The organism is Burkholderia sp. HI2500, from assembly GCF_002223055.1.
Taxonomy (GTDB): Bacteria; Pseudomonadota; Gammaproteobacteria; order Burkholderiales; family Burkholderiaceae; genus Burkholderia.
Genome location: NZ_NKFL01000006.1, coordinates 1849055 through 1866581, shown reverse-complemented (window position 1 = coordinate 1866581; position 17527 = coordinate 1849055). Strand labels below are relative to the sequence as shown.

Annotated in this window: 18 protein-coding genes; 6 read left to right on the top strand and 12 right to left on the bottom strand. The window is 69.4% G+C overall.

Annotation, left to right across the window (positions count from 1 at the left end; all coding sequences use genetic code 11):
* Positions 1-8: 8 nt before the first annotated feature.
* Positions 9-740 carry a metallophosphoesterase gene (locus tag CFB45_RS26090; protein ID WP_089428027.1) on the bottom strand — a complete coding sequence of 244 codons (732 nt, stop codon included), beginning with the start codon at positions 738-740 and terminating at the stop codon, positions 9-11.
* A gap of 139 nt (positions 741-879) precedes the next feature.
* Between CFB45_RS26090 and CFB45_RS26085 the strand changes: the two genes are divergently transcribed.
* Positions 880-1533 (top strand): DUF1345 domain-containing protein, encoded by a 654-nt coding sequence (locus CFB45_RS26085; protein ID WP_089429150.1) that lies wholly within the window; start codon positions 880-882, stop codon positions 1531-1533.
* 24 nt (positions 1534-1557) lie between these two features.
* Here CFB45_RS26085 and CFB45_RS26080 read toward each other — a convergent pair whose 3' ends face one another.
* Both CFB45_RS26080 and CFB45_RS26075 read right to left on the bottom strand, forming a co-directional pair.
* Positions 1558-2226, bottom strand: a complete 669-nt coding sequence (locus tag CFB45_RS26080) for a glutathione S-transferase (protein WP_089428026.1) — start codon at positions 2224-2226, stop codon at positions 1558-1560.
* A gap of 125 nt (positions 2227-2351) precedes the next feature.
* Complete coding sequence (locus CFB45_RS26075; RefSeq protein WP_089428025.1) at positions 2352-3059, bottom strand: class I SAM-dependent methyltransferase; 708 nt, start codon at positions 3057-3059, stop codon at positions 2352-2354.
* A 310-nt stretch (positions 3060-3369) separates the two neighbouring features.
* On the opposite strand from CFB45_RS26075, the gene CFB45_RS26070 reads away from it, so the two are divergent.
* The gene (locus tag CFB45_RS26070; protein ID WP_089429149.1) at positions 3370-5022 is read left to right on the top strand and encodes a DUF3459 domain-containing protein; all 1653 of its coding nucleotides are present in this window, start codon (positions 3370-3372) and stop codon (positions 5020-5022) included.
* Positions 5023-5092: 70 nt separating this feature from the next.
* Here CFB45_RS26070 and CFB45_RS26065 read toward each other — a convergent pair whose 3' ends face one another.
* The 5 genes from CFB45_RS26065 to CFB45_RS26045 form a co-directional block, all read right to left on the bottom strand.
* Positions 5093-5677 carry a thiamine phosphate synthase gene (locus tag CFB45_RS26065; RefSeq protein WP_089428024.1) on the bottom strand — a complete coding sequence of 195 codons (585 nt, stop codon included), beginning with the start codon at positions 5675-5677 and terminating at the stop codon, positions 5093-5095.
* A gap of 22 nt (positions 5678-5699) precedes the next feature.
* Positions 5700-7043, bottom strand: coding sequence for a hemolysin family protein (locus CFB45_RS26060; RefSeq protein WP_089428023.1), 1344 nt, complete (start codon positions 7041-7043; stop codon positions 5700-5702).
* 76 nt (positions 7044-7119) lie between these two features.
* Positions 7120-7899: a sensor histidine kinase gene (locus CFB45_RS26055; RefSeq protein WP_089428022.1), complete on the bottom strand. Its 780-nt coding sequence runs from the start codon at positions 7897-7899 to the stop codon at positions 7120-7122.
* A 67-nt stretch (positions 7900-7966) separates the two neighbouring features.
* A complete protein-coding gene (locus tag CFB45_RS26050) occupies positions 7967-8890 on the bottom strand; it encodes a DMT family transporter (RefSeq protein WP_089428021.1) in 924 nt (307 codons plus the stop codon).
* A gap of 41 nt (positions 8891-8931) precedes the next feature.
* Positions 8932-9789, bottom strand: coding sequence for a LysR family transcriptional regulator (locus tag CFB45_RS26045; protein WP_039358052.1), 858 nt, complete (start codon positions 9787-9789; stop codon positions 8932-8934).
* A 115-nt stretch (positions 9790-9904) separates the two neighbouring features.
* Between CFB45_RS26045 and CFB45_RS26040 the strand changes: the two genes are divergently transcribed.
* The 3 genes from CFB45_RS26040 (at position 9905) to CFB45_RS26030 (ending at position 12934) form a co-directional block, all read left to right on the top strand.
* Positions 9905-10288, top strand: a complete 384-nt coding sequence (locus tag CFB45_RS26040; protein WP_089428020.1) for a tautomerase family protein — start codon at positions 9905-9907, stop codon at positions 10286-10288.
* A gap of 126 nt (positions 10289-10414) precedes the next feature.
* Positions 10415-12049 (top strand): CHAD domain-containing protein, encoded by a 1635-nt coding sequence (locus CFB45_RS26035; protein WP_089428019.1) that lies wholly within the window; start codon positions 10415-10417, stop codon positions 12047-12049.
* Positions 12050-12097: 48 nt separating this feature from the next.
* Positions 12098-12934: a TOBE domain-containing protein gene (locus CFB45_RS26030; protein ID WP_089428018.1), complete on the top strand. Its 837-nt coding sequence runs from the start codon at positions 12098-12100 to the stop codon at positions 12932-12934.
* 167 nt (positions 12935-13101) lie between these two features.
* On the opposite strand, the gene CFB45_RS26025 is transcribed toward CFB45_RS26030, so the two are convergent.
* The 4 genes from CFB45_RS26025 to CFB45_RS26010 all read right to left on the bottom strand — a co-directional run bounded on the left by CFB45_RS26025 (position 13102) and on the right by CFB45_RS26010 (position 16183).
* The gene (locus CFB45_RS26025) at positions 13102-13803 is read right to left on the bottom strand and encodes a sulfate/molybdate ABC transporter ATP-binding protein (RefSeq protein ID WP_089428017.1); all 702 of its coding nucleotides are present in this window, start codon (positions 13801-13803) and stop codon (positions 13102-13104) included.
* Positions 13804-13858: 55 nt separating this feature from the next.
* Positions 13859-14536: a molybdate ABC transporter permease subunit gene (gene modB / locus CFB45_RS26020; protein WP_069251074.1), complete on the bottom strand. Its 678-nt coding sequence runs from the start codon at positions 14534-14536 to the stop codon at positions 13859-13861.
* 10 nt (positions 14537-14546) lie between these two features.
* Positions 14547-15347: a molybdate ABC transporter substrate-binding protein gene (gene modA, locus CFB45_RS26015; RefSeq protein WP_089428016.1), complete on the bottom strand. Its 801-nt coding sequence runs from the start codon at positions 15345-15347 to the stop codon at positions 14547-14549.
* A gap of 137 nt (positions 15348-15484) precedes the next feature.
* Complete coding sequence (locus CFB45_RS26010) at positions 15485-16183, bottom strand: phosphatase PAP2 family protein (RefSeq protein WP_089428015.1); 699 nt, start codon at positions 16181-16183, stop codon at positions 15485-15487.
* A 248-nt stretch (positions 16184-16431) separates the two neighbouring features.
* Between CFB45_RS26010 and CFB45_RS26005 the strand changes: the two genes are divergently transcribed.
* Positions 16432-17526, top strand: a complete 1095-nt coding sequence (locus CFB45_RS26005) for an extracellular catalytic domain type 1 short-chain-length polyhydroxyalkanoate depolymerase (protein ID WP_089428014.1) — start codon at positions 16432-16434, stop codon at positions 17524-17526.
* The last annotated feature ends 1 nt before the right edge of the window (position 17527 follow it).

Sequence of the window (17527 nt, the reverse complement as noted above, 5' to 3'; positions counted from 1 at the left end):
TCGGCGCCTCAAGGCAGCGGCCAGTCGCCCGCGTGGCGTTCGCGTGCCTCGGCCTGCGTCATCGACCAGGTGCGCCCGGTGTGCGGCTCGGCGAGCGTGAGCCGCCCGGCCGGTGCGAACGCGCCCGTGTCGATGAACCACTGCGCGCCGATCCGCTGTGGCGCGCGCACCGGCGTGTGCCCGGTGCAGGTCAGCGACAGCCCGGCCTGCCGCGCCGGATCGGCGAGCCCCTGGACGAGATCGCGGCCCCACATCAGCCGCTCGCGCACGTCGTGCGCATAGCTGCCGGTGTCGAGATCGGCGTCCGAGCCGAAGAATTCCGCATGCAGCACGTTGAAGCGCCCGGGGCCGTCGCCGATCACCCGCACCAGCGGCAGCGCGTCGACGCGTGCCGCATGCGCGTGCAGCCGTTCCGGCGGCAGGTCGGCACCCCAGTCGCCGCCGATCCCGCGCCACGCGTCGGGCGACAGCTTGCCGCGCGCCACGAGGCTCAGCACTTCCTCGTGATTGCCGCGCACGACGTGGCACCACGGGCGGTCGAGCAGGTCGAGCGTGGTTTCGGAGGCCGGGCCGCGGTCGACGAGGTCGCCGACCGAGAACAGGCGGTCGCGGGCCGGATCGAAGCGGATGTCGTGCAGCAGCGCGCGCAGCACATCCACGCAGCCGTGCAGGTCGCCGACGACGAAGTCGCGGCCGACCGTGTTCGCCGGATGGTGGCAGAGGGGGGCGGTGGCAGTCATCCCAATATCTTAGGCGCTCGCGCCCCCATCGCCACGTCACGATGGAATGACGATAATCGGGGCAATACCCGCCGGTACGGCGCGGCGGTATGTCCCGCGCGCCGGCCGAACCCTTTCCATTTGCTTTCGGAATCACATGATGACGATTTATCCGCAGGTATTACGCAACCGGCCGCGCATGGTCGCGGCGTTCGTCGCCGGCTTGCTGTGCGCGGTGCTGCTGCCGTTTTCGCTGCGTCCGACCGTGCGTGCGCTGATCGGCTGGGATTGCGCGATCTGGCTGTATCTCTTGCTGATGTGGGTGCGCATGATTACCGCGCACCATCACCAGGTGCGCGAAATCGCGATCCGCGAGGATGAAAACGCGACGACCGTGCTGACCGTCGTGTGCCTTGCAACCGTCGCGAGCGTCGCCGCGATCGCGATCGAACTCGCGACCGCCAAGAGCGTCGGCTTCAGCGCGGGGCTCAGCCATTACGCGATCACGGGCGCGACGCTGTTCGGCGCGTGGTTCCTGATCCCGACGATCTTCACGCTGCACTATGCGCGGCTCTATTACGGCTCGCCGAGCAACGATCGCGCGCTGCGCTTTCCGGACAAGAACCCCGAACCCGATTACTGGGATTTCCTGTATTTCGCGTTCACGCTCGCGGTCGCGTCGCAGACGGCCGACGTGTCGCTGGCGAACCGTTCCGCGCGACGCTCGGTGCTCGCGCAGTCGATCCTGTCGTTCTACTTCAACATGGCCGTGCTCGGGCTGTCGATCAACGTCGCGGCGGGCCTGCTGAGCTGACGCAGGCCACGGCCATTCGCAGCGTTACTTGAGCAGGTCGTACGGGCCGCCGCGTTCCAGCGCCCGCTGGTACGCGGGCCGTGCGTGGATCGCGTCGAGGAAGCGCGCGATCGCGGGATACCGGCTGCCGCCTCCGCGCGCGGTCGCGGCTTCGAGCGGAAAGCTCATCTGGATGTCGGCTGCGCTGAAACCGTCGCCGACGAACCAGCCGGTGCGGCCCAACGTGTCGTCGACATGCCCGAGATGCAGGGCGATCTGCGGATCGACGAAGCTCGACTGCAGCGTGTCGGCGATCTTGCGCGCGATCGACCGGGCGAAGAACGGCATCGGCGCGTGCGCGATCCGCAGCGCGACGAGCTTGAGCAGCAGCGGCGGCATCGCCGACCCTTCCGCGTAGTGCAGCCAGTACGTGTAGTCGTGCCGCGCCGGCGTGCCGGGCGGCGGCGCGAGGCGCCCGTTGCCGTAGCGTTCGACCAGGTATTCGATGATCGCGCCCGATTCGGCGTACGTGCGGCCGTCGTCGGTGATGACCGGCGACTTGCCGAGCGGATGGATCGCGCGCAACTCGGGCGGCGCCAGCATCGTCTTCGGATCGCGCGCGTAGCGCACGATCTCGTACGGCACATCCAGTTCTTCGAGCAGCCAGAGCACGCGCTGCGAGCGCGAGTTGTTCAGGTGATGGACGGTGAGCATGTCGACGCCGGGAGTGGGGGCGGGAACGACATCATACCCAGCGCGGAGGGCGCATACGCGAAACGCGTTGCGCGCCGTGACGAACGGCGTCTGGCCGGCCGCGCCTGGCCGGCCACCCCGCGCCATCACGCGCGCCGCACCGCGATCCACGCACCCCAGAACAGGCTCGCGAAAAAGCGCAGCGGCGCATCGAAGCCCGCATCGCGCAGCAGGCCGAACACCGCTTCCTCGGACGCGGGCGGATCGGCGCCCTGCAGGATCTTCGCGAGTTGCGCGCGCACGGCGTCGGGCGTCGCACCTTTCATGCGCCAGCGCTGCTGCCATGCGTCGAGCAGGCGCGGGTGGTCCGCGTAGCGGCGATGGTTGCCGGCGAGCACGAGCGGCGCGCCGGGTTTCAGGCGCCGCGCGATCGCATGCAGCAGCGCCGCCTTCGCTGCGTCGCCGGGGACGTGGTGCAGCACGCCGATCAGCGTCGCGCCGTCGAACGCGGGCGTGTCGGGCAACGCATCGACACCGTCCTCGACGAACGCCGTGCGTGCGCCGAAACCCGCGGCCTCGACGTTCGAGCGCGCGAGCGCGAGCATCGGCGCGGACGGGTCGACGGCCGTGAACTGCCAGCCCGGCTCGAGCGCGGCCGCCACGCAGATTTCCTGCCCGGTGCCGCCCGCGCCCGTGACGAGGATCCGCGCGTCGGGCGCCGCGATCGCCGACGCGAGCATGCACGCGGTGAGTTCGTGGCAGGCATCGTAGCCGGCGAGTGCGATGCGGGATTGCTCGGCGTATTCGTGCGCGCGTGCCGGATCGAATTTGGCGGCGCTGGCGGGAAGCGACATGGCGGGTTCCTCGGGTCGGGCGCGGACGTCGTGTCCGCGAGCATGGCGCAGAGCGTAAGCGTGCGCGGCCGGTGCAACAAGGCGAGCAGCCATTCCGGTATGGCTGCTACCCGACTCGTCGGGACCGGCGGGATTGCGGGTTTTCCCCGGGGTCGATTCGTATTTAAAAATGTCCGGATGCGATGCATCGCGGTAGCGAATCCGGCGCATACTCGGTTCTCTCCCCCCGCCTGGCCGTCGCATGCCGGGCCCCTATGCGCCGCGCCCCGCTGGCGCGGCCATGCCGCTCGGTACGCACGAGGAGCGCATGATGTCCGATTGTCCGCACGATCCGTATGCGCAGCACTACATTCACTGCTTGCCGTTCGGCGCCCAGCCCTGTGGCGCGCTCTGCGCGACGCCGCGCACGCATTTTCGCGTGTGGGCGCCGGGCAGCACGCAGGTCCAGCTCGAACTCGATACCGGCTTCGGCCCGTTGCTCGTCCCGATGACGGCGGCCGGCACGAACTGGTTCGAAGTCTTTGCCGATTGCGGTGCGGGTGCGCTTTATCGCTATCGCCTCGACGATGCGGTATCGATTCCCGATCCCGCGTCGCGCTCGCAACCCGAAGGGCTCAACGGCCCGAGCGAGGTCATCGATCCGCGCGCGTTCACGTGGCGCAACACGTTCTGGCACGGGCGCGCATGGGAAGACATCGCGCTCTATGCGATTCGCCCGCACGCGGTGGGCGGCTTCGACGGCGTGCGCCGGCGCCTGCCGCAACTCGCGCGGCTCGGCGTGACCGCGCTGGAACTGCTCGCGTCGCCGCACGACAGCCTGCCGTTCGCGCCGCTCGCGGCCGAAGGCGGCCCCGACGCGCTTAAGGCGCTGATCGACGACGCGCACGGCTACGGTCTCGCGGTGTTGCTGGAACTCGATTACGCGCGCTTCGGCAGCGGCACCGAGGCGCTGCGCCACTACGCGGCGCCGTTCTTCCATACGCGTGACGATCCGCTCCAGGCGCCGCCGCTCGCGCTCGATCATCCGGAAGTCTGCGATTTCTTCTGCGACAACGCGCTGTACTGGATCGACGAGTACCGTTGCGACGGGCTGCGCCTGCGCGAGGCCGACCGGATCGGCGTGTCGTGGCTGCGCGAGATCGCGGATCGTGTGCGCGCGGCCGTGCCGGCCGACCGGCTGATCCATCTCGTCCTCGGCAGCGAGCGGCATCCGGCGCATCTTGCCGATACCCATTTCGATGCGCAGTGGAACGGCTGCGGCGAACGCGCGCTGCATCGGCTGACGGGGCGCGATACGTCGGCCCACGAAGGCATTTCCATGCACCAGTCGATCCACACGCTCGCCCGCGCGCTGACCGCGGCCGGGGCCGCATTCCAGCCGGCCGGGTCGGGGGAACACATGGCTGCCGACAGCGGGCTGTCGTTGACGTCGCTGGTGCTGTCCGATGGCGCGTGGCGCGACAGCGGGCAGGGCGACCACGGGCAGGCGGCCGGTCTGGCCGCACTGGCGCTGTCGCTGCTCACGCCGCAGATCCCGTTGATCTTCGACGAAACCGCGCGCGATGCCGATCGCGCGCATTTCGTGCAGTCGGCGCTCGCGGTGCGCGCGAAGCTGATCGCGCCGCGATTGTCCGATTGCCGGCCGCAGGAGGCGCGTGCGCTGAAGTCGGACGGCGACGGCGATGCCGACGCGCTGCTCGCATCCTGGCGGCTCGCCGACGACGAGACGCTGACGATCGCGTTGAACCTGTCGCCCGACGCGGTGCCGTTCGATGCGCCCAGAGGGCGGGTCGTGTTCGAGACGCCGGCACGGGCGCGCGACCGGGTCGATGAAGGGGTGTTGCCGCCATATGCGCTCGTCGCGTGGCTGACGGGTGACGTCAACCGGTATGCGCTCACGCACGATGCGCGTCGCATCGATGACGGTGCCTGGCGCGGCATGCGTCCGAACCTGAACGCATGACGACGTCATCGGGTAAGCGTTTGAGAGGCCGGGCGCATCTGCGCCCGGCTGCACCGCAGCAAGCTCCGAACTACCAGAACCCGCGAATGCCCGCGATGCCGTAGGCGCCGTGGCGGCGTGCATCGTCGAGGTGGGCACGTGTCATGCCGCCGAGCGCGAAGACGGGCAGGGCGGCCTCGGCGGCCAGCGCGCCGAACTGTGCCCAGCCGAGCGTCGGCGCACCGGGATGGCTGAGCGTCGGCAACACGGGCGACAGCGTGACGAAATCCGCGCCGGCGCGCGCGGCCAGCAGCAAGTCGTCGCGCGTGTGGCAGGCGGCGGACACCCAGCGTCCGGCCGGCAATGGCCGCTGCGTGGCGGCGCGCAACGCGGTGCCGTCGAGATGCCAGCCGGCGCCGTCGAGCCGCATCACGCCGGCCGCATCGATCGGCCCGTTCAGCATCAGGTGCGCGCCGGCCGCGTCGCAGCGCGCGAGCGCTTCGACGGCGAGTCGCGCGAACGCGGCTGCATCGAGCGACTTCACGCGCAGTTGCACGAGCGTCTCGCCGCGCGCGAGCACGGCCGACAGCCGGTCGAGGAACGCCGCGCAATCGGCCGCCGACGCGGACGCCGGCTCCGGCGTGATCACGCAGCAGCGCGGCAGCGTGGCGTTCATCGCGTGCGGCGCGGCGCGGCCGTCATTCGTCGGCCTCTTTCGAGATCTTCGGGTAGACGCGCACGAGCACGATGCGCGGCCCGTTCATCTTCTTCACGACGACGTCGAAGCGGTCGAACGACACGCGCTGCCCTTCGGTCGGCAGGTCGCTGAGCGCCTGGATCACGAGGCCGCCGACCGATTCCGCACGGCCTTCGTCGATGTCGATGCCGAGCGCCTGTTCGAGCGACACGACGGGCAGGCTGCCCTTGCCCATCAGCGTGCCGTCGTCGAGGCGGCTCCAGTCGGCGTCGCCCTGGCGGAACTCGTCGTGGATCTGGCCGACCAGCGCGCCGAGCAGGTTGTCGAGCGTCAGGAAGCCGATCGGCTTCTCGCCCTTGTTGCCGACCAGCGCGAAGTGCGGCGCGCCCTTGCGGAAGCGGCGGAACAGGTCGAGCGCCGGCGTGTCGGGCCGCACGTACTGCACGGGGCGGACGTAGTCCGACAGGTCTTCCAGCGCCGCACCCGCGTGACGCGCGAGCAGCAGGTCCTTCAGGTGGATCAGCCCGCTCACCTGTTCGCGCGACGCATCCTCGAACAGCGGATAGCGGCTGAAGCGGTGTCGCGCGACGATCTCCATGTTGTCGGGCAGCGGCAGGTCGCGGCGCAGGCCGATCATTTCATGGGCCGGCCGCATCAGGTCCGACACGGTCATCGACGAAAAGTCGAGCGAATGCGCGAGCGTGTTCCACTCGTCGTTGCTGTACGTGCCGCGCGCCGGCTGGGCCGGATTGCCGGCCGTGCTGCGGCGGCTGCGCAGGATCAGCTTCAGCTCGTCGGTCGAGTAGTGGGCGTCGCTGCCGTGGTCGGCGGACAGCCCCGCGAGCCGCAGCACCGCATTGGCGCTGTTGTTGAGCACCCAGATCGCCGGATACATCGCCCAGTAGAACGCATAGAGCGGCAGCGCGACCCACAGGCCGACCTTCTCCGGCTGGCGGATCGCCATCGATTTCGGCGCCAGCTCGCCGACGACGATGTGCAGGAACGAGATCAGCGAGAACGCGAACACCAGCGAGATCAGGTGCACGACGCGTTCGGATTCCACGCCGATCAGGTCGAGCAGCGGGCCGAGCAGTTGCGCGAAGGCCGGTTCGCCGACCCAGCCGAGGCCGAGCGACGCAAGCGTGATGCCGAGCTGGCACGCGGAAAGATACGCGTCGAGCCGGCCGTGCACGATGCCGAGGATGCGGCCGCGCAGGCCGTGCTTGCGGGCCAGTGTCTTGACGCGCGTGGCGCGCAGTTTGACGAGGCCGAATTCGGCCGCAACGAAGAACCCGTTCAGGGCCACCAGGAACAACGCGCCGATGAGCGCGAAGATCTGTAACAAAGAAACACTCCGGTTATGACAGGCCCGTCAGTATAGAGCCAGAAAGGAATTTGTAATGTGTCGTGCGGCCGATTGCTTACACCGGCGCCTCACCGGGGACGGAGAGCGTGAGGGTGGCCGTGGCGCCGTCGACGAACGCGTCGTGCGTGAACGTGCCGCCGTGTGCGAGCGCGACGCGCTGGCAAAGCGCGAGCGTCCAGGCGACGCGCTTGGCGTCGCGCTCGCGCAGCATCTCGCGTCGTGCGAACGATTCGAATGCATGCGGTTGCGCGGGATCGGCGAGCGCGTCGGCGTTGACGGTACACGTGGCGCGCGCGGTGAACTGCATGCCGTCTCGAGCGCACGCAAACGTCACGCGGCTGCCAGCTGCGCTGGCTTCGACCGCGGCGGTGAGCATCGTCCAGAGCGCCTGTGCGATGCGTTCGCGGTCGGCGGTCAGCGACAGGTCACCGTCCGGCAGCGTCGCGTCGAGCGCGACCTGTCGTGCGTCGGCGAGCGCGAAACGGGCGAGCGCGATCGTGTCGTCGAGCAGCGCGCGCAGCGCGAACGGCTGCGGCTTGACGGCGAGCGTGCGCGTTTCGGCGCGCGGCGCGTCGAGTACGTCGTCGATCAGCGCAACCTGCTGGTCGATGCCCGTGCGGATGCCCGCGAGCGCGCGCTGCAGGTTCGGATCGGCGTTGGCGAGCTGGCGCTCGAGCACGTACGCCCAGCTATGCATGGCATTCAGCGGGCTGCGCAGGTCGTGTGACGCGGTGGAGAGCGCCTGGTCGCGCAGGAACAGCGCCGCCTGGGTGGCGTAATGCGCTGCGCGTTCGCGCAGCAGGTCGGCGGCGGGATCGACGGTAGTGGACGTCACGGAGCTGGCCTGTCGGAAGCGGTTGGCGTGGAAGTCACGCGAACCGTCATTATAGGGACGGTGCGTGTCACGCCGGCAGCGCGTCTTCGTCCTTTTTCCGGGCGTCGCCGTTCGGCAGCAGCTGGCACGCGAGCAGGCCGGCCAGCATCAGCGCGCAGCCGACGAGCGCGCGCAGCGTCAGCGTTTCGCCGAGCGCGGCCCAGCCGGCGATCGCCGCGAACACGCCTTCCATGCTGAAGATCACGGCCGCGTGCGCGGGCGCCGCGTCGCGTTGCGCGACGACCTGCATCGTATAGCCGACCCCGACCGACAGCAGGCCGCCGTACAGCAGCGTCGGCAGCGCGTTGCGCAGCATCGTGCCGCTGACCGGCTCGATGACGAGGCCGACCGCGAGGCACGCCACGCCGCACACGACGAACTGCATGAACGCGAGCACGAGCGGATTGTGGCGCTTCGCGAAATGGCCGACGGCCATCACGTGCGCGGCGATGATCACGGCGCCGGCGAGCTGGAACCAGTCGCCGTACAGCACCGAGAATTGCTCGTTGATGCTGAGGAAATACAGGCCGATCGCCGCGAGCAGCGCGCCGAACCACGTGCCCGGGCCGATCCGGTGACGGGCGAACACGCCCATCAGCGGCACGATCACGACATACAGCGAGCTGATGAAGCCCGCGTTGGCGATGCGCGTGTACTGCAGGCCGATCTGCTGCAGCGAAATCGATACCGCCAGCAGCCCGCCGAGCACGAGGCCCGGCAGCAGCAGCGTCGGCTCACGGCGGATCGCCGCGAGTTGCGTGCGCGACGCCGCGTTCAGCATCAGCAGCGGCACCAGCACCAGCGCGCCGAGCAGGAAACGGAGCCCCGTGAACAGGAACGGCCCGATCACGTCGAGACTCAGGCGCTGGGCGACGAAAGCCGAACCCCAGATCGCGGCGGCGGCGAGCATCAGCAGGTTGGCGCGGAGGTGCTTGCGGGCGTCGGGCGTCATCGGAATTCTTCTGGAGATTGCGGGCGGCGAAACCCGTTAGTTTACGCCGAGATTGCAAGGCTGTCGGCAAACCTGCGCAATGCGGCGCCGGCACGTGCGTCGCGTACGCGCGAATACAGCACGACCTGCGACAGCGGCAGCGGCGGCAGCCCGAATTTCGCGCCGACGTCGACCAGCGTGCGCGGCGCGACCCGCCGCGCCAGCGGGCAGACGGCGAGCCCCGCGGCGGCGGCGGCCGTGACCGCCGCCACGCCGCCGCCCGTAAAGCGCTCGCGCCACGGCCGCCCCGCATGGTCGAGCGCGCGCAGCGCGGCGGCCCGCACGCCGCACGGGCCGGCCAGCACCGCGAGCGGCAGCGGCTCGCCCGCGCGCGGCACCCAGTCCGGCGCAGCGAGCCAGGCCAGCGGTTCGGAAAACAGCAGCGTGCCGTCTTCGCGCGGCGGGTCTTCGCCCGGCTCGTGCCGCACGATCACCGCATCGAACCGGCGTTCGTCGTATTGCGCGAGCAGGTTCGTCGACGTGCCGAGATGCATTTCGAGCGACAACCCCGGATCCTGCCGATGCAGGCTCGTGAGCACGGCCGGCAGGTCGGGCACCGCGACGTGCTCGCTGACGCCGAGCGACAGCCGGTGCGTCCCGGCCGAGATCGCGCCCAGCGCATGATCGTGCGCATCGAGCAGCGCGCGGGCGGCCGGCAGGAAATTCTCGCCGTCGGCGGCCAGCTTGACGACGCGCGGCGTACGCGCGAGCAGCGGCTTGCCGAGGTGGGCCTCCAGTCGCTTCAGCTTCAGGCTGACGGCCGATTGGGTGGTGCCGAGCGCGTCGGCGGCGCGCGTGAAGCTGGCGAGATCGGCGACCAGCACGAACGCGCGGACCGCATCGAGATCAAGGACTTTCATTTTCAATGGAAATGGATGAAATATTCATTGATGACTGTTCATTATAGTTCGGCGCGCCTAACCTGACGCTGTGTTTCCGTTCTTCAACGTCAACTTCACCGACAGGAGCAGGACCATGCCATTCACCCGTATCGCAGTGCGCGAAGGCAAGCCGGCCGCCTACCGTGCGGCGCTCGTCGACGGCGTGCATCGCGCGCTGATGCACACGTTCAACGTGCCCGAGGACGACATCTTCATGGTCGTCACCGAGCATGCGGCCGAGAACTTCGTGTTCGGTCGTCACTACCTCGATATCGAACGCAGCGACGATCTCGTGATAATCCAGATCACCGCGAACAACACGCGTACGCTCGAGCAAAAGCGGGCGCTGTACCGGGCGATCGCGGACAACCTCGCGCAGCAGCCGGGTGTGCGGCAGCAGGACGTATTCATCAGTCTTGTCGAGGTGCTGAAGGAGGACTGGTCGTTCGGCAACGGCCTCGCGCAATACGCCGTTTGACCTGCGACAGCACGACAGGGCCAGATCGTCGCCTGCGAATTTGGGCGACGTGTACTATGGAAGCAGCTTCACGGTCGACGCCGGCGCGGATGATGCGCCGGCGATTCTTCATGTGCAGGAGCCTCCATGTCGCGTGTGCTGGAAATCGTGTTGTCGCTGTCGCTGGAAGGGTGGCCGGTCAAGGCCGCGAGTCGCGCCCGGGGGGCGCAGCGTGATTTCGGCGCCGAACTCGTGCGCGCGTGGCGCATCTGCCCGCAGGTCCGGATGCGCCGCGGCCATGAGCGCGTGACGATCGAGCCGTGCCAGATCGAGGAGGCCGAGTCGAGCCCCGGCGCGAGCTGGTGGACGTGGGTCGAGTCGAATGCGCACGGCAGGCGGGTGGTCGCGTCGCGCACGACGGCATTTGCGCCGGGCGTCACGGCGCGCGAACTGTTCGACGCGGAGCATGCTGGCATCGCCGTCGCGATGCCGCTGCCCGTGCCCGAGGCGGCCGCTGCGGCCGCCGCCGATGCACCGGCAGATGAAGTGGACGGCGTCCCGCCCGACGCCGCAGCGCCGCCGTCCCCGAGCGTGCAGCCGGAATCGTCGGCGCTGCGCCTCGTCAGCGAACGGCGGCGCGGGCGCTGGGCCGACGACGGCGGCGTCGTGGTCGAGATGACGCTCGACGACGTCACGCTGCATCGCGGCAGCGAGCCGCCGCGTCGCTTCGTCGAGCTGCGCCTTGCGGCGCCCGACTGGGAGACACTGCCCGCGCGCACTGCCGCGCTGCATGCGCTGTTTGCCGCGGCGCGCGAATTGAGCGGTGCGTGGCCCGCATTCGTGCAATTGACGAGCGTGATCGATCGCGCATGCGCGGCCGAGCCGGCTGCCGACGGGCCCGTCAAGGCCAAGCCCGTCGACCTGAGCGGCGTGCGCATGCAGCGCGCCGCGCTGTTCGCGCTGTCCGGCGACATCACCGCGCAGTGGCTCGGCAACGAGGGCGGGGTGCTCGAGCATGACGATCCCGAATTCGTGCACCAGATGCGTGTCGCGCTGCGCCGCCTGCGCACGCTGATGCGCTTCTTCCCGCGCTTTGCCGACCGCCGGTGGCGCGACACGCTCGGTGTCGACCTGCGCTGGCTTGCGTCGCTGCTCGGCACGGTGCGCGACTGGGACGTGTTCGCGACCGAAAGCCTGCCCGCGCTGATCGCGGCCGACGGCGGCGACGGCGAGTGGAACGGCACGCTCGACGCCGCGCGCGCGCAGTGCGCGGCCGCGCGGGTCGAGTTGCGCCAGGCGCTGCATTCGGCCCGCTATGCGCGGCTGACGCTCGGCTGGCTCGAGTGGCTGAGCTCGCTTGCGCTGCCGTCGGCCGAAGACGGCGACGCGCCTTCGCTGCGGCGCCACGCGACGAAGCGCGTGCGGCGGCTGTTCGGTCATCTGTACGCGTCACCGTCGCTGACGTCGCTCGACACGGCCGCGCGCCATCAGGTGCGGATCGATGCGAAGCGGCTGCGCTATGCGCTCGAATTCTTCGCGTCGCTGGCGTCGCGCCGCACGCGCACCGACACGGTCAAGACACTCGCGCGCGTGCAGAGCGTGCTCGGCGAAGCGAACGACACGATGGTCGCGCTGCAGCACCTCGAAAAATTGGCTGCGCCGCCGTACCAGCTCGGGTTCGTGCGTGGCTACGGCGCGGCGCTCGAGCAGCGCGCGGCGCGCGACGCCGAGACGCTGCTGGCCAGCCTGCGGCCGCCGAAGCTCGACGGCAAGCCGGGTTGACCGGCACGCGCTGACTATAATGGCCGCCCGATTTCCCTACGCATTCCGATGACCGACGCACCGCATTCGTTCCCGTCCGCCGAACCGCTCGAACTGGGCGGCGAGCTGTGGCTGCGCGCCGGCGAACAGACGCTCGGCGGCGCCACGCGCATCGCGTTGCTCGCGGCGATCGGCGACACCGGTTCGATCACGCGCGCGGCGAAGGCCGTCGGCCTCAGCTACAAGGCCGCGTGGGATGCGGTCGACACGATGAACAATCTTGCCGGCGAACCGCTCGTCGCGCGCTCGACGGGCGGCAAGGGCGGCGGCGGCACGACGCTGACGCCGCGCGCCACTTCGCTGATCGCCGCGTTCCGCACGATCGAGCGCGAGCATCGCCGGTTCATCGAGGCAGCAAGCGCGGCCGTGGCCGGATTCGACGTCGACTGGGCGCTGATCGGCCGGATCGGGATGAAGACCAGCGCACGCAACCAGTGGTTCGGCAAGGTCGCATCGATCGTGCGCGGCACCGTCAACGACGAAGTCACGCTCACGCTGCCCGGCGGACAGCCGATCGTTGCCGTGCTGACGCACGAGAGCGCCGATGCGCTCGGCCTGCAGGTCGGCGCGAACGCCTGCGCGCTGGTGAAGGCATCGTGGGTCGTGCTCGCGGTCGACGATGGCGAACCCGAGTTGAAGGTGTCCGCACGGAACCAGTTGCGCGGCAGCGTGGAAACCGTCGCGGCGGGCGCGGTGAACAGCGAGGTGACGCTGGCGCTCGACGGCGGCGGGACGCTGACGGCCGTCGTGACCAACGACAGCGTCGAGGCGTTGCAACTCGACGCCGGCGAGCGGGCGATCGCGCTGTTCAAGGCGTCGAGCGTGATTCTTGCGGTGACGGGCTGACGAAGCAGGCCGGGCGGCGCGCATCGACTGTCATGTGACGGGCGGGGCGAAGCCGGCATCGCACAGCGCCTGCACGGCACCGGCTTCGTTTCCGCTTTCAGCCTATGCCGCTACGCGCGGCTTCTCTCAGGCTCCAACCTGCCTGCCACGACCACGGCCTCGCGCGCTCAGGTGACGCGCGTCGGCCACTCGGCGTGCGGCGGAGCCGCCTGCACGCGTCCTTCGCTCAACTGCACGACCTGGTCGCCGAACGCGGCGACGTCGTCGGGGTCGTGCGAGATCAGCACCATCGGGATATCGAGCCGCGCCTGCAACTCGGCGAGCTCGTGACGCATGCGCTGGCGCATGGCACCGTCGAGCGCCGCGAACGGTTCGTCGAGCAGCAGGATCCGCGGTTGCGCGACCAGTGCGCGCGCCAGCGCGACGCGCTGTTTCTGCCCGCCCGACAATTGCGACGGATACTGCCCCGCGAGCGCCTCGAGATCGAACGCCTGCAGCCAGTACGCGACTTCCGGCGGCACCGTCTTCGCGCGCGGGTTGCGCAGCCCCGACGTGAGCCCGAATGCAATGTTCTGGCGCACGTTCAGATGCGGAAACAGCGCGTAATCCTGGAACAGGTACGCGACGCGCCGCTCGCGGGTCGGCACGTCGATGCGGCGAGCGGCGTCGAACAGCGGTTCGCCGTTCAGCGTGATCGTGCCTTCGTCGGGCGACAGCAGGCCGGCGATCGCCTGCAGCGTCATGCTCTTGCCCGCACCGGACGGCCCGAACAGCACGACGCGCTGCGTCGTTGCCGTGAACGACATGTCGAGCGTGAAGCGGCGTTCGGCGTTTGCGTAGGTCTTGCGGATGTCGACGACGAGGCTCATGCGTGCCTCCGTCGAAGCCGCTCGATAGCGAAAGGCGATGAACGAGGCGAGCGCATCATGTCAGCTGGTCCCGCCGGGCACGCGACGGCACGAGCCAGCCGGTCGCGAGCAGTACGAGCACGCAGGTGATCGACGTCACCAGCACGAGGAAGTTGGCCGTATTGTCGTCGCCGGCCTGGACGGCCGCGTAGATCGCGACCGACAGCGTCTGCGTGCGGCCGGGCAGGTTGCCCGCGATCATCAGCGTTGCGCCGAACTCGCCGAGCGCGCGTGCGAACGCGAGCAGCGCACCCGCGAGAATGCCGCGCGTGGCGAGCGGCAGCGTCACGCGGAAAAACACCGCGACTTCGCCGAGCCCGAGCGTGCGCGCCGCGCGTTCGAGGTGCGGATCCACGCCTTCGAACGCCGCCCGTGCCGACTTCAGGATCAATGGAAACGCGACGACCATCGATGCGATCACCGCGCCTTGCCACGTGAAGACGAGCTCGATGCCGAGCGTGTCGAGCCACGCGCCGAACACGCCGCGTCGGCCGAGCAGCACGAGCAGGTAATAGCCGAGTACCGTCGGCGGCAGCACGAGCGGCAGCGTCAGCACGGAATCGACGACGTCGCGCAGCGGCGAGCGCCAGCGCGCGAGCATGAACGCGGCCGCGACGCCGAGCACGATGTCGAGCGCGGTTGCCCAGCCGGCAACCTTCAACGACAGCAGCAGCGGTACCCAGGCGTCTTGCATCGCGCTACGCTCACTTGCCCGCGGGCTTGAAGCCGAATGTCGACAGCACGGCCTGGCCCTGCGGCGACGCGACGAAGTCGATGAACGACTGCGCCTGCGCGGCGTGGCGGCTGTCCTTGACCACGGCGATGGGATAGGTGATGGCCGTCTTCGTCGGCACCGTCAGCGCGACCTTCACGCGGCCCGGCATGATCGCGGCGTCGGTGCCGAACACGAAGCCCGCATCGACTTCGCCGCGCGCGACATAGTCGAGGCTCTGGCGCACGTTGGCGGCCAGCACGCCCTTCGCGCTGACGGCATCCCACACGCCGGCCGCGCGCAGCGCGCCTTCCGTGTAGCGGCCGACCGGCACCGATGCCGGGTCGCCATACGCGATGCGTTTCACGCCGGGCGCGGTCAGGTCGTTCAGCGCCGTCGGCGCGGCGGCCTTGCTGTCCGCCGGCACGATCAGCACGAGCGAGTTCGCCGCGAAATCGCGACGCGTGGCGGGCACGATCACCTTTTCGTCCGCCGCGCGATCCATCGCCTTCTGGTCGGCCGACGCGAACACGTCGGCCGGCGCGCCCTTGGTGATCTGCTGCATCAGCACGTCCGACGCGCCGAAGTTGAACAGCACCTTGGTCTCCGGATGCTGCTTCTCGTACGCGTCACCGACGGCCTTGAACGCGTTCGTCAGGCTGGCAGCGGCCGACACGACCAGTTCGTCGGCAGCGGAAGCGGGCGCGCTGAACGCGATACCGGCAGCGGCAAGCGTGGCGATCGGCAGCAGGCGAAGCAGGGTGCGGCGAAGCGGACGGACGGTTGAGCGCATGGTGGATTCGTTTTGAATGGGTGGAAACCGTAATCGTAATATAGGGCGGGTTATAACGCTCGACATACCGCTCATGCGACGGCGCGCATGGAATGGTCAGACGTGAAAAGTGGCGAACGCGACGGCCGGATGGCCGGTCACGTACGGAGCGTGTGCGGCGACGATTGGGTGCGCTGCAGCGACGACGGCTGCGAAGCAGGGCGGTAGTTCGGGTTGGCCTTCCAGCGCGCGCGGACGAACGGACGCTCGTGGCCCGACAGTTGCAGCGCCACCTTGGTGACCCAGCGATGTGACGGCACCGTGATGCCGTGCAGCGCCACGGTCACGAGCGCGAGGCTCGCGACGACCGCGGGCACCGACCAGCGGTGCGGCACCGCGCGCCACGAACCGGCGATGAACGCGATCGCGGCGATCGCGCCGACGATGCAGCCGGTGATCGATTCGGACGGCGAATGGGCATCGAGCGCGACGCGCGACACGCCGACCGCGACGCCGGCCGCGAGCCCGAGCGCGATGCCGGCGAGTCGCACCGGCGTGCGCGTGCGGATCAGCGCCAGGAAAATCGCGACCGGATAGACCGACGTCGACAGCATCGCATGGCCGCTGAACCCCGTGAAATCCCACTTGCGGATGCCGATCCCCCAGCCGAGGAATGCGATCTTCGTGAGCGCGACCACGCCGATCGCGGCCGCGAGCACGCCGAGCCACGCGGCCGCGCGCTGCCACGAATAGCCGAGCGCCAGCCAGACGGCGATCGTGATCGCGAGCGGCAAGGTCAGGCCGGCGCCGCCGAACGCGGTGATCATGATCCACAGGTGAGACGACAGGTCAAACATCGGGAAGGGGACGAACGAAGGCGGGGAGGATGCTTAAATCAACGCGCGAGCCGGAAAGAACGACTACAACGGATACAAGCGGCGAAGCCCCAGTATAGCGCCGCGTGCGCATGAGCCCCGTTTTTTGCGCGACCGGGAACGATCCGCATGCAGGAAAAGTCCGAGAAACAATGTTATGGTGCATTGCACAAAGACGAACGATGCATCCGCTGTGGTGCCCCTATTTTTCCTGACTGCGAGCCCGATCGATGACCAAAAGTCTGACCAAGGTGTGGCTGGGCGGCATGAAACGCATGCTGTCTCCGGCCGCCAAACGCTCGGCGCGCGATGCGCAGCGCATCACACGCGATGCACTCGAGGCTGCGGCCTCCGCCGCCGTATCCGATCTGTCCCCGCCGCGCGAATCGCGCGTGCGACCGCGCGCGGCCGCATGGGCGGCCGGCGAGTGGACGCGCGGCGAACATCCGATGGCCCCCGCGCTCGGGCGCCTCGTCCAGAATCTCGCATACGGCCTTTATGTGCCGCCCGGCCGCCGGCGTGGCGCGATGCCGCTCGTGGTGATGCTGCACGGCTGCCAGCAGTCCGTCGACGAATTCGTGCAAGGCACGCGGATGAACCTGCTGGCCGACAAGCACGGCTTTGCGGTGCTGTATCCGGAGCAGTCGCTGCGCGCGCACGCGCACGGCTGCTGGCACTGGTATGAAGATACCGACCGCGCGGGCCGCGGCGAGGCGAACGCGGTGGCGTCGCTCGTCGACGCGCTCGTCGACGAACACGGTTTCGACGCGTCGCGTGTCTATGTCGCGGGGTTGTCGGCCGGCGCGGGTCTCGCGTCGCTTCTCGCACTGCACCATCCGGACCGTTTCGCGGCGGTGGCGCTGCATTCGGGCCCGGCGCTCGGCGAGGCGACCTCGGGCATTACCGCGATGGATGTGATGCGGCGCGGCGTGCGCCAGAACCCGGCGGCGGCCGTCGACGCGCTGGTCGATGCCGCCGCGTATCCGGGCATGCCGGCGCTGGTCGTCCAGGGCGACGGTGACCACGTGGTCGCGCCGAAAAATGCCGACCAGCTGACGGTGCAATTCATGCGCCTGAACGGGCTTGCCGACAGCCGCGGCGCGTTGCGTGGCGGCGAACGGGTCGAGACGCGCGACGCGGGCGCGCAGATCACCGATGTCTGCCGCGACGGCGAGCCGGTCGTGCGGCTCTGTCATGTGAAAGGGCTCGACCATGCGTGGGCCGGCGGCGACGAAGCCGTGCCGTTCCACGCGGCGGTCGGCCCCGATGCGAGCGCGATGATCTGGGCCTTTTTCGAAACCCAGCGCCGCACTGTGGCGACCTAAC

What these genes read in the sequence shown, in the direction of transcription:
- CFB45_RS26090 (WP_089428027.1), bottom strand. Translation starts at nt 740, where the DNA reads ATGACTGCCACCGCCCCCCTCTGCCACCATCCGGCGAACACGGTCGGC.
- CFB45_RS26085 (WP_089429150.1), top strand. Translation starts at nt 880, where the DNA reads ATGACGATTTATCCGCAGGTATTACGCAACCGGCCGCGCATGGTCGCG.
- CFB45_RS26080 (WP_089428026.1), bottom strand. Translation starts at nt 2,226, where the DNA reads ATGCTCACCGTCCATCACCTGAACAACTCGCGCTCGCAGCGCGTGCTC.
- CFB45_RS26075 (WP_089428025.1), bottom strand. Translation starts at nt 3,059, where the DNA reads ATGTCGCTTCCCGCCAGCGCCGCCAAATTCGATCCGGCACGCGCGCAC.
- CFB45_RS26070 (WP_089429149.1), top strand. Translation starts at nt 3,370, where the DNA reads ATGTCCGATTGTCCGCACGATCCGTATGCGCAGCACTACATTCACTGC.
- CFB45_RS26065 (WP_089428024.1), bottom strand. Translation starts at nt 5,677, where the DNA reads ATGAACGCCACGCTGCCGCGCTGCTGCGTGATCACGCCGGAGCCGGCG.
- CFB45_RS26050 (WP_089428021.1), bottom strand. Translation starts at nt 8,890, where the DNA reads ATGACGCCCGACGCCCGCAAGCACCTCCGCGCCAACCTGCTGATGCTC.
- CFB45_RS26045 (WP_039358052.1), bottom strand. Translation starts at nt 9,789, where the DNA reads ATGAAAGTCCTTGATCTCGATGCGGTCCGCGCGTTCGTGCTGGTCGCC.
- CFB45_RS26040 (WP_089428020.1), top strand. Translation starts at nt 9,905, where the DNA reads ATGCCATTCACCCGTATCGCAGTGCGCGAAGGCAAGCCGGCCGCCTAC.
- CFB45_RS26035 (WP_089428019.1), top strand. Translation starts at nt 10,415, where the DNA reads ATGTCGCGTGTGCTGGAAATCGTGTTGTCGCTGTCGCTGGAAGGGTGG.
- CFB45_RS26030 (WP_089428018.1), top strand. Translation starts at nt 12,098, where the DNA reads ATGACCGACGCACCGCATTCGTTCCCGTCCGCCGAACCGCTCGAACTG.
- CFB45_RS26025 (WP_089428017.1), bottom strand. Translation starts at nt 13,803, where the DNA reads ATGAGCCTCGTCGTCGACATCCGCAAGACCTACGCAAACGCCGAACGC.
- modB (WP_069251074.1), bottom strand. Translation starts at nt 14,536, where the DNA reads ATGCAAGACGCCTGGGTACCGCTGCTGCTGTCGTTGAAGGTTGCCGGC.
- modA (WP_089428016.1), bottom strand. Translation starts at nt 15,347, where the DNA reads ATGCGCTCAACCGTCCGTCCGCTTCGCCGCACCCTGCTTCGCCTGCTG.
- CFB45_RS26010 (WP_089428015.1), bottom strand. Translation starts at nt 16,183, where the DNA reads ATGTTTGACCTGTCGTCTCACCTGTGGATCATGATCACCGCGTTCGGC.
- CFB45_RS26005 (WP_089428014.1), top strand. Translation starts at nt 16,432, where the DNA reads ATGACCAAAAGTCTGACCAAGGTGTGGCTGGGCGGCATGAAACGCATG.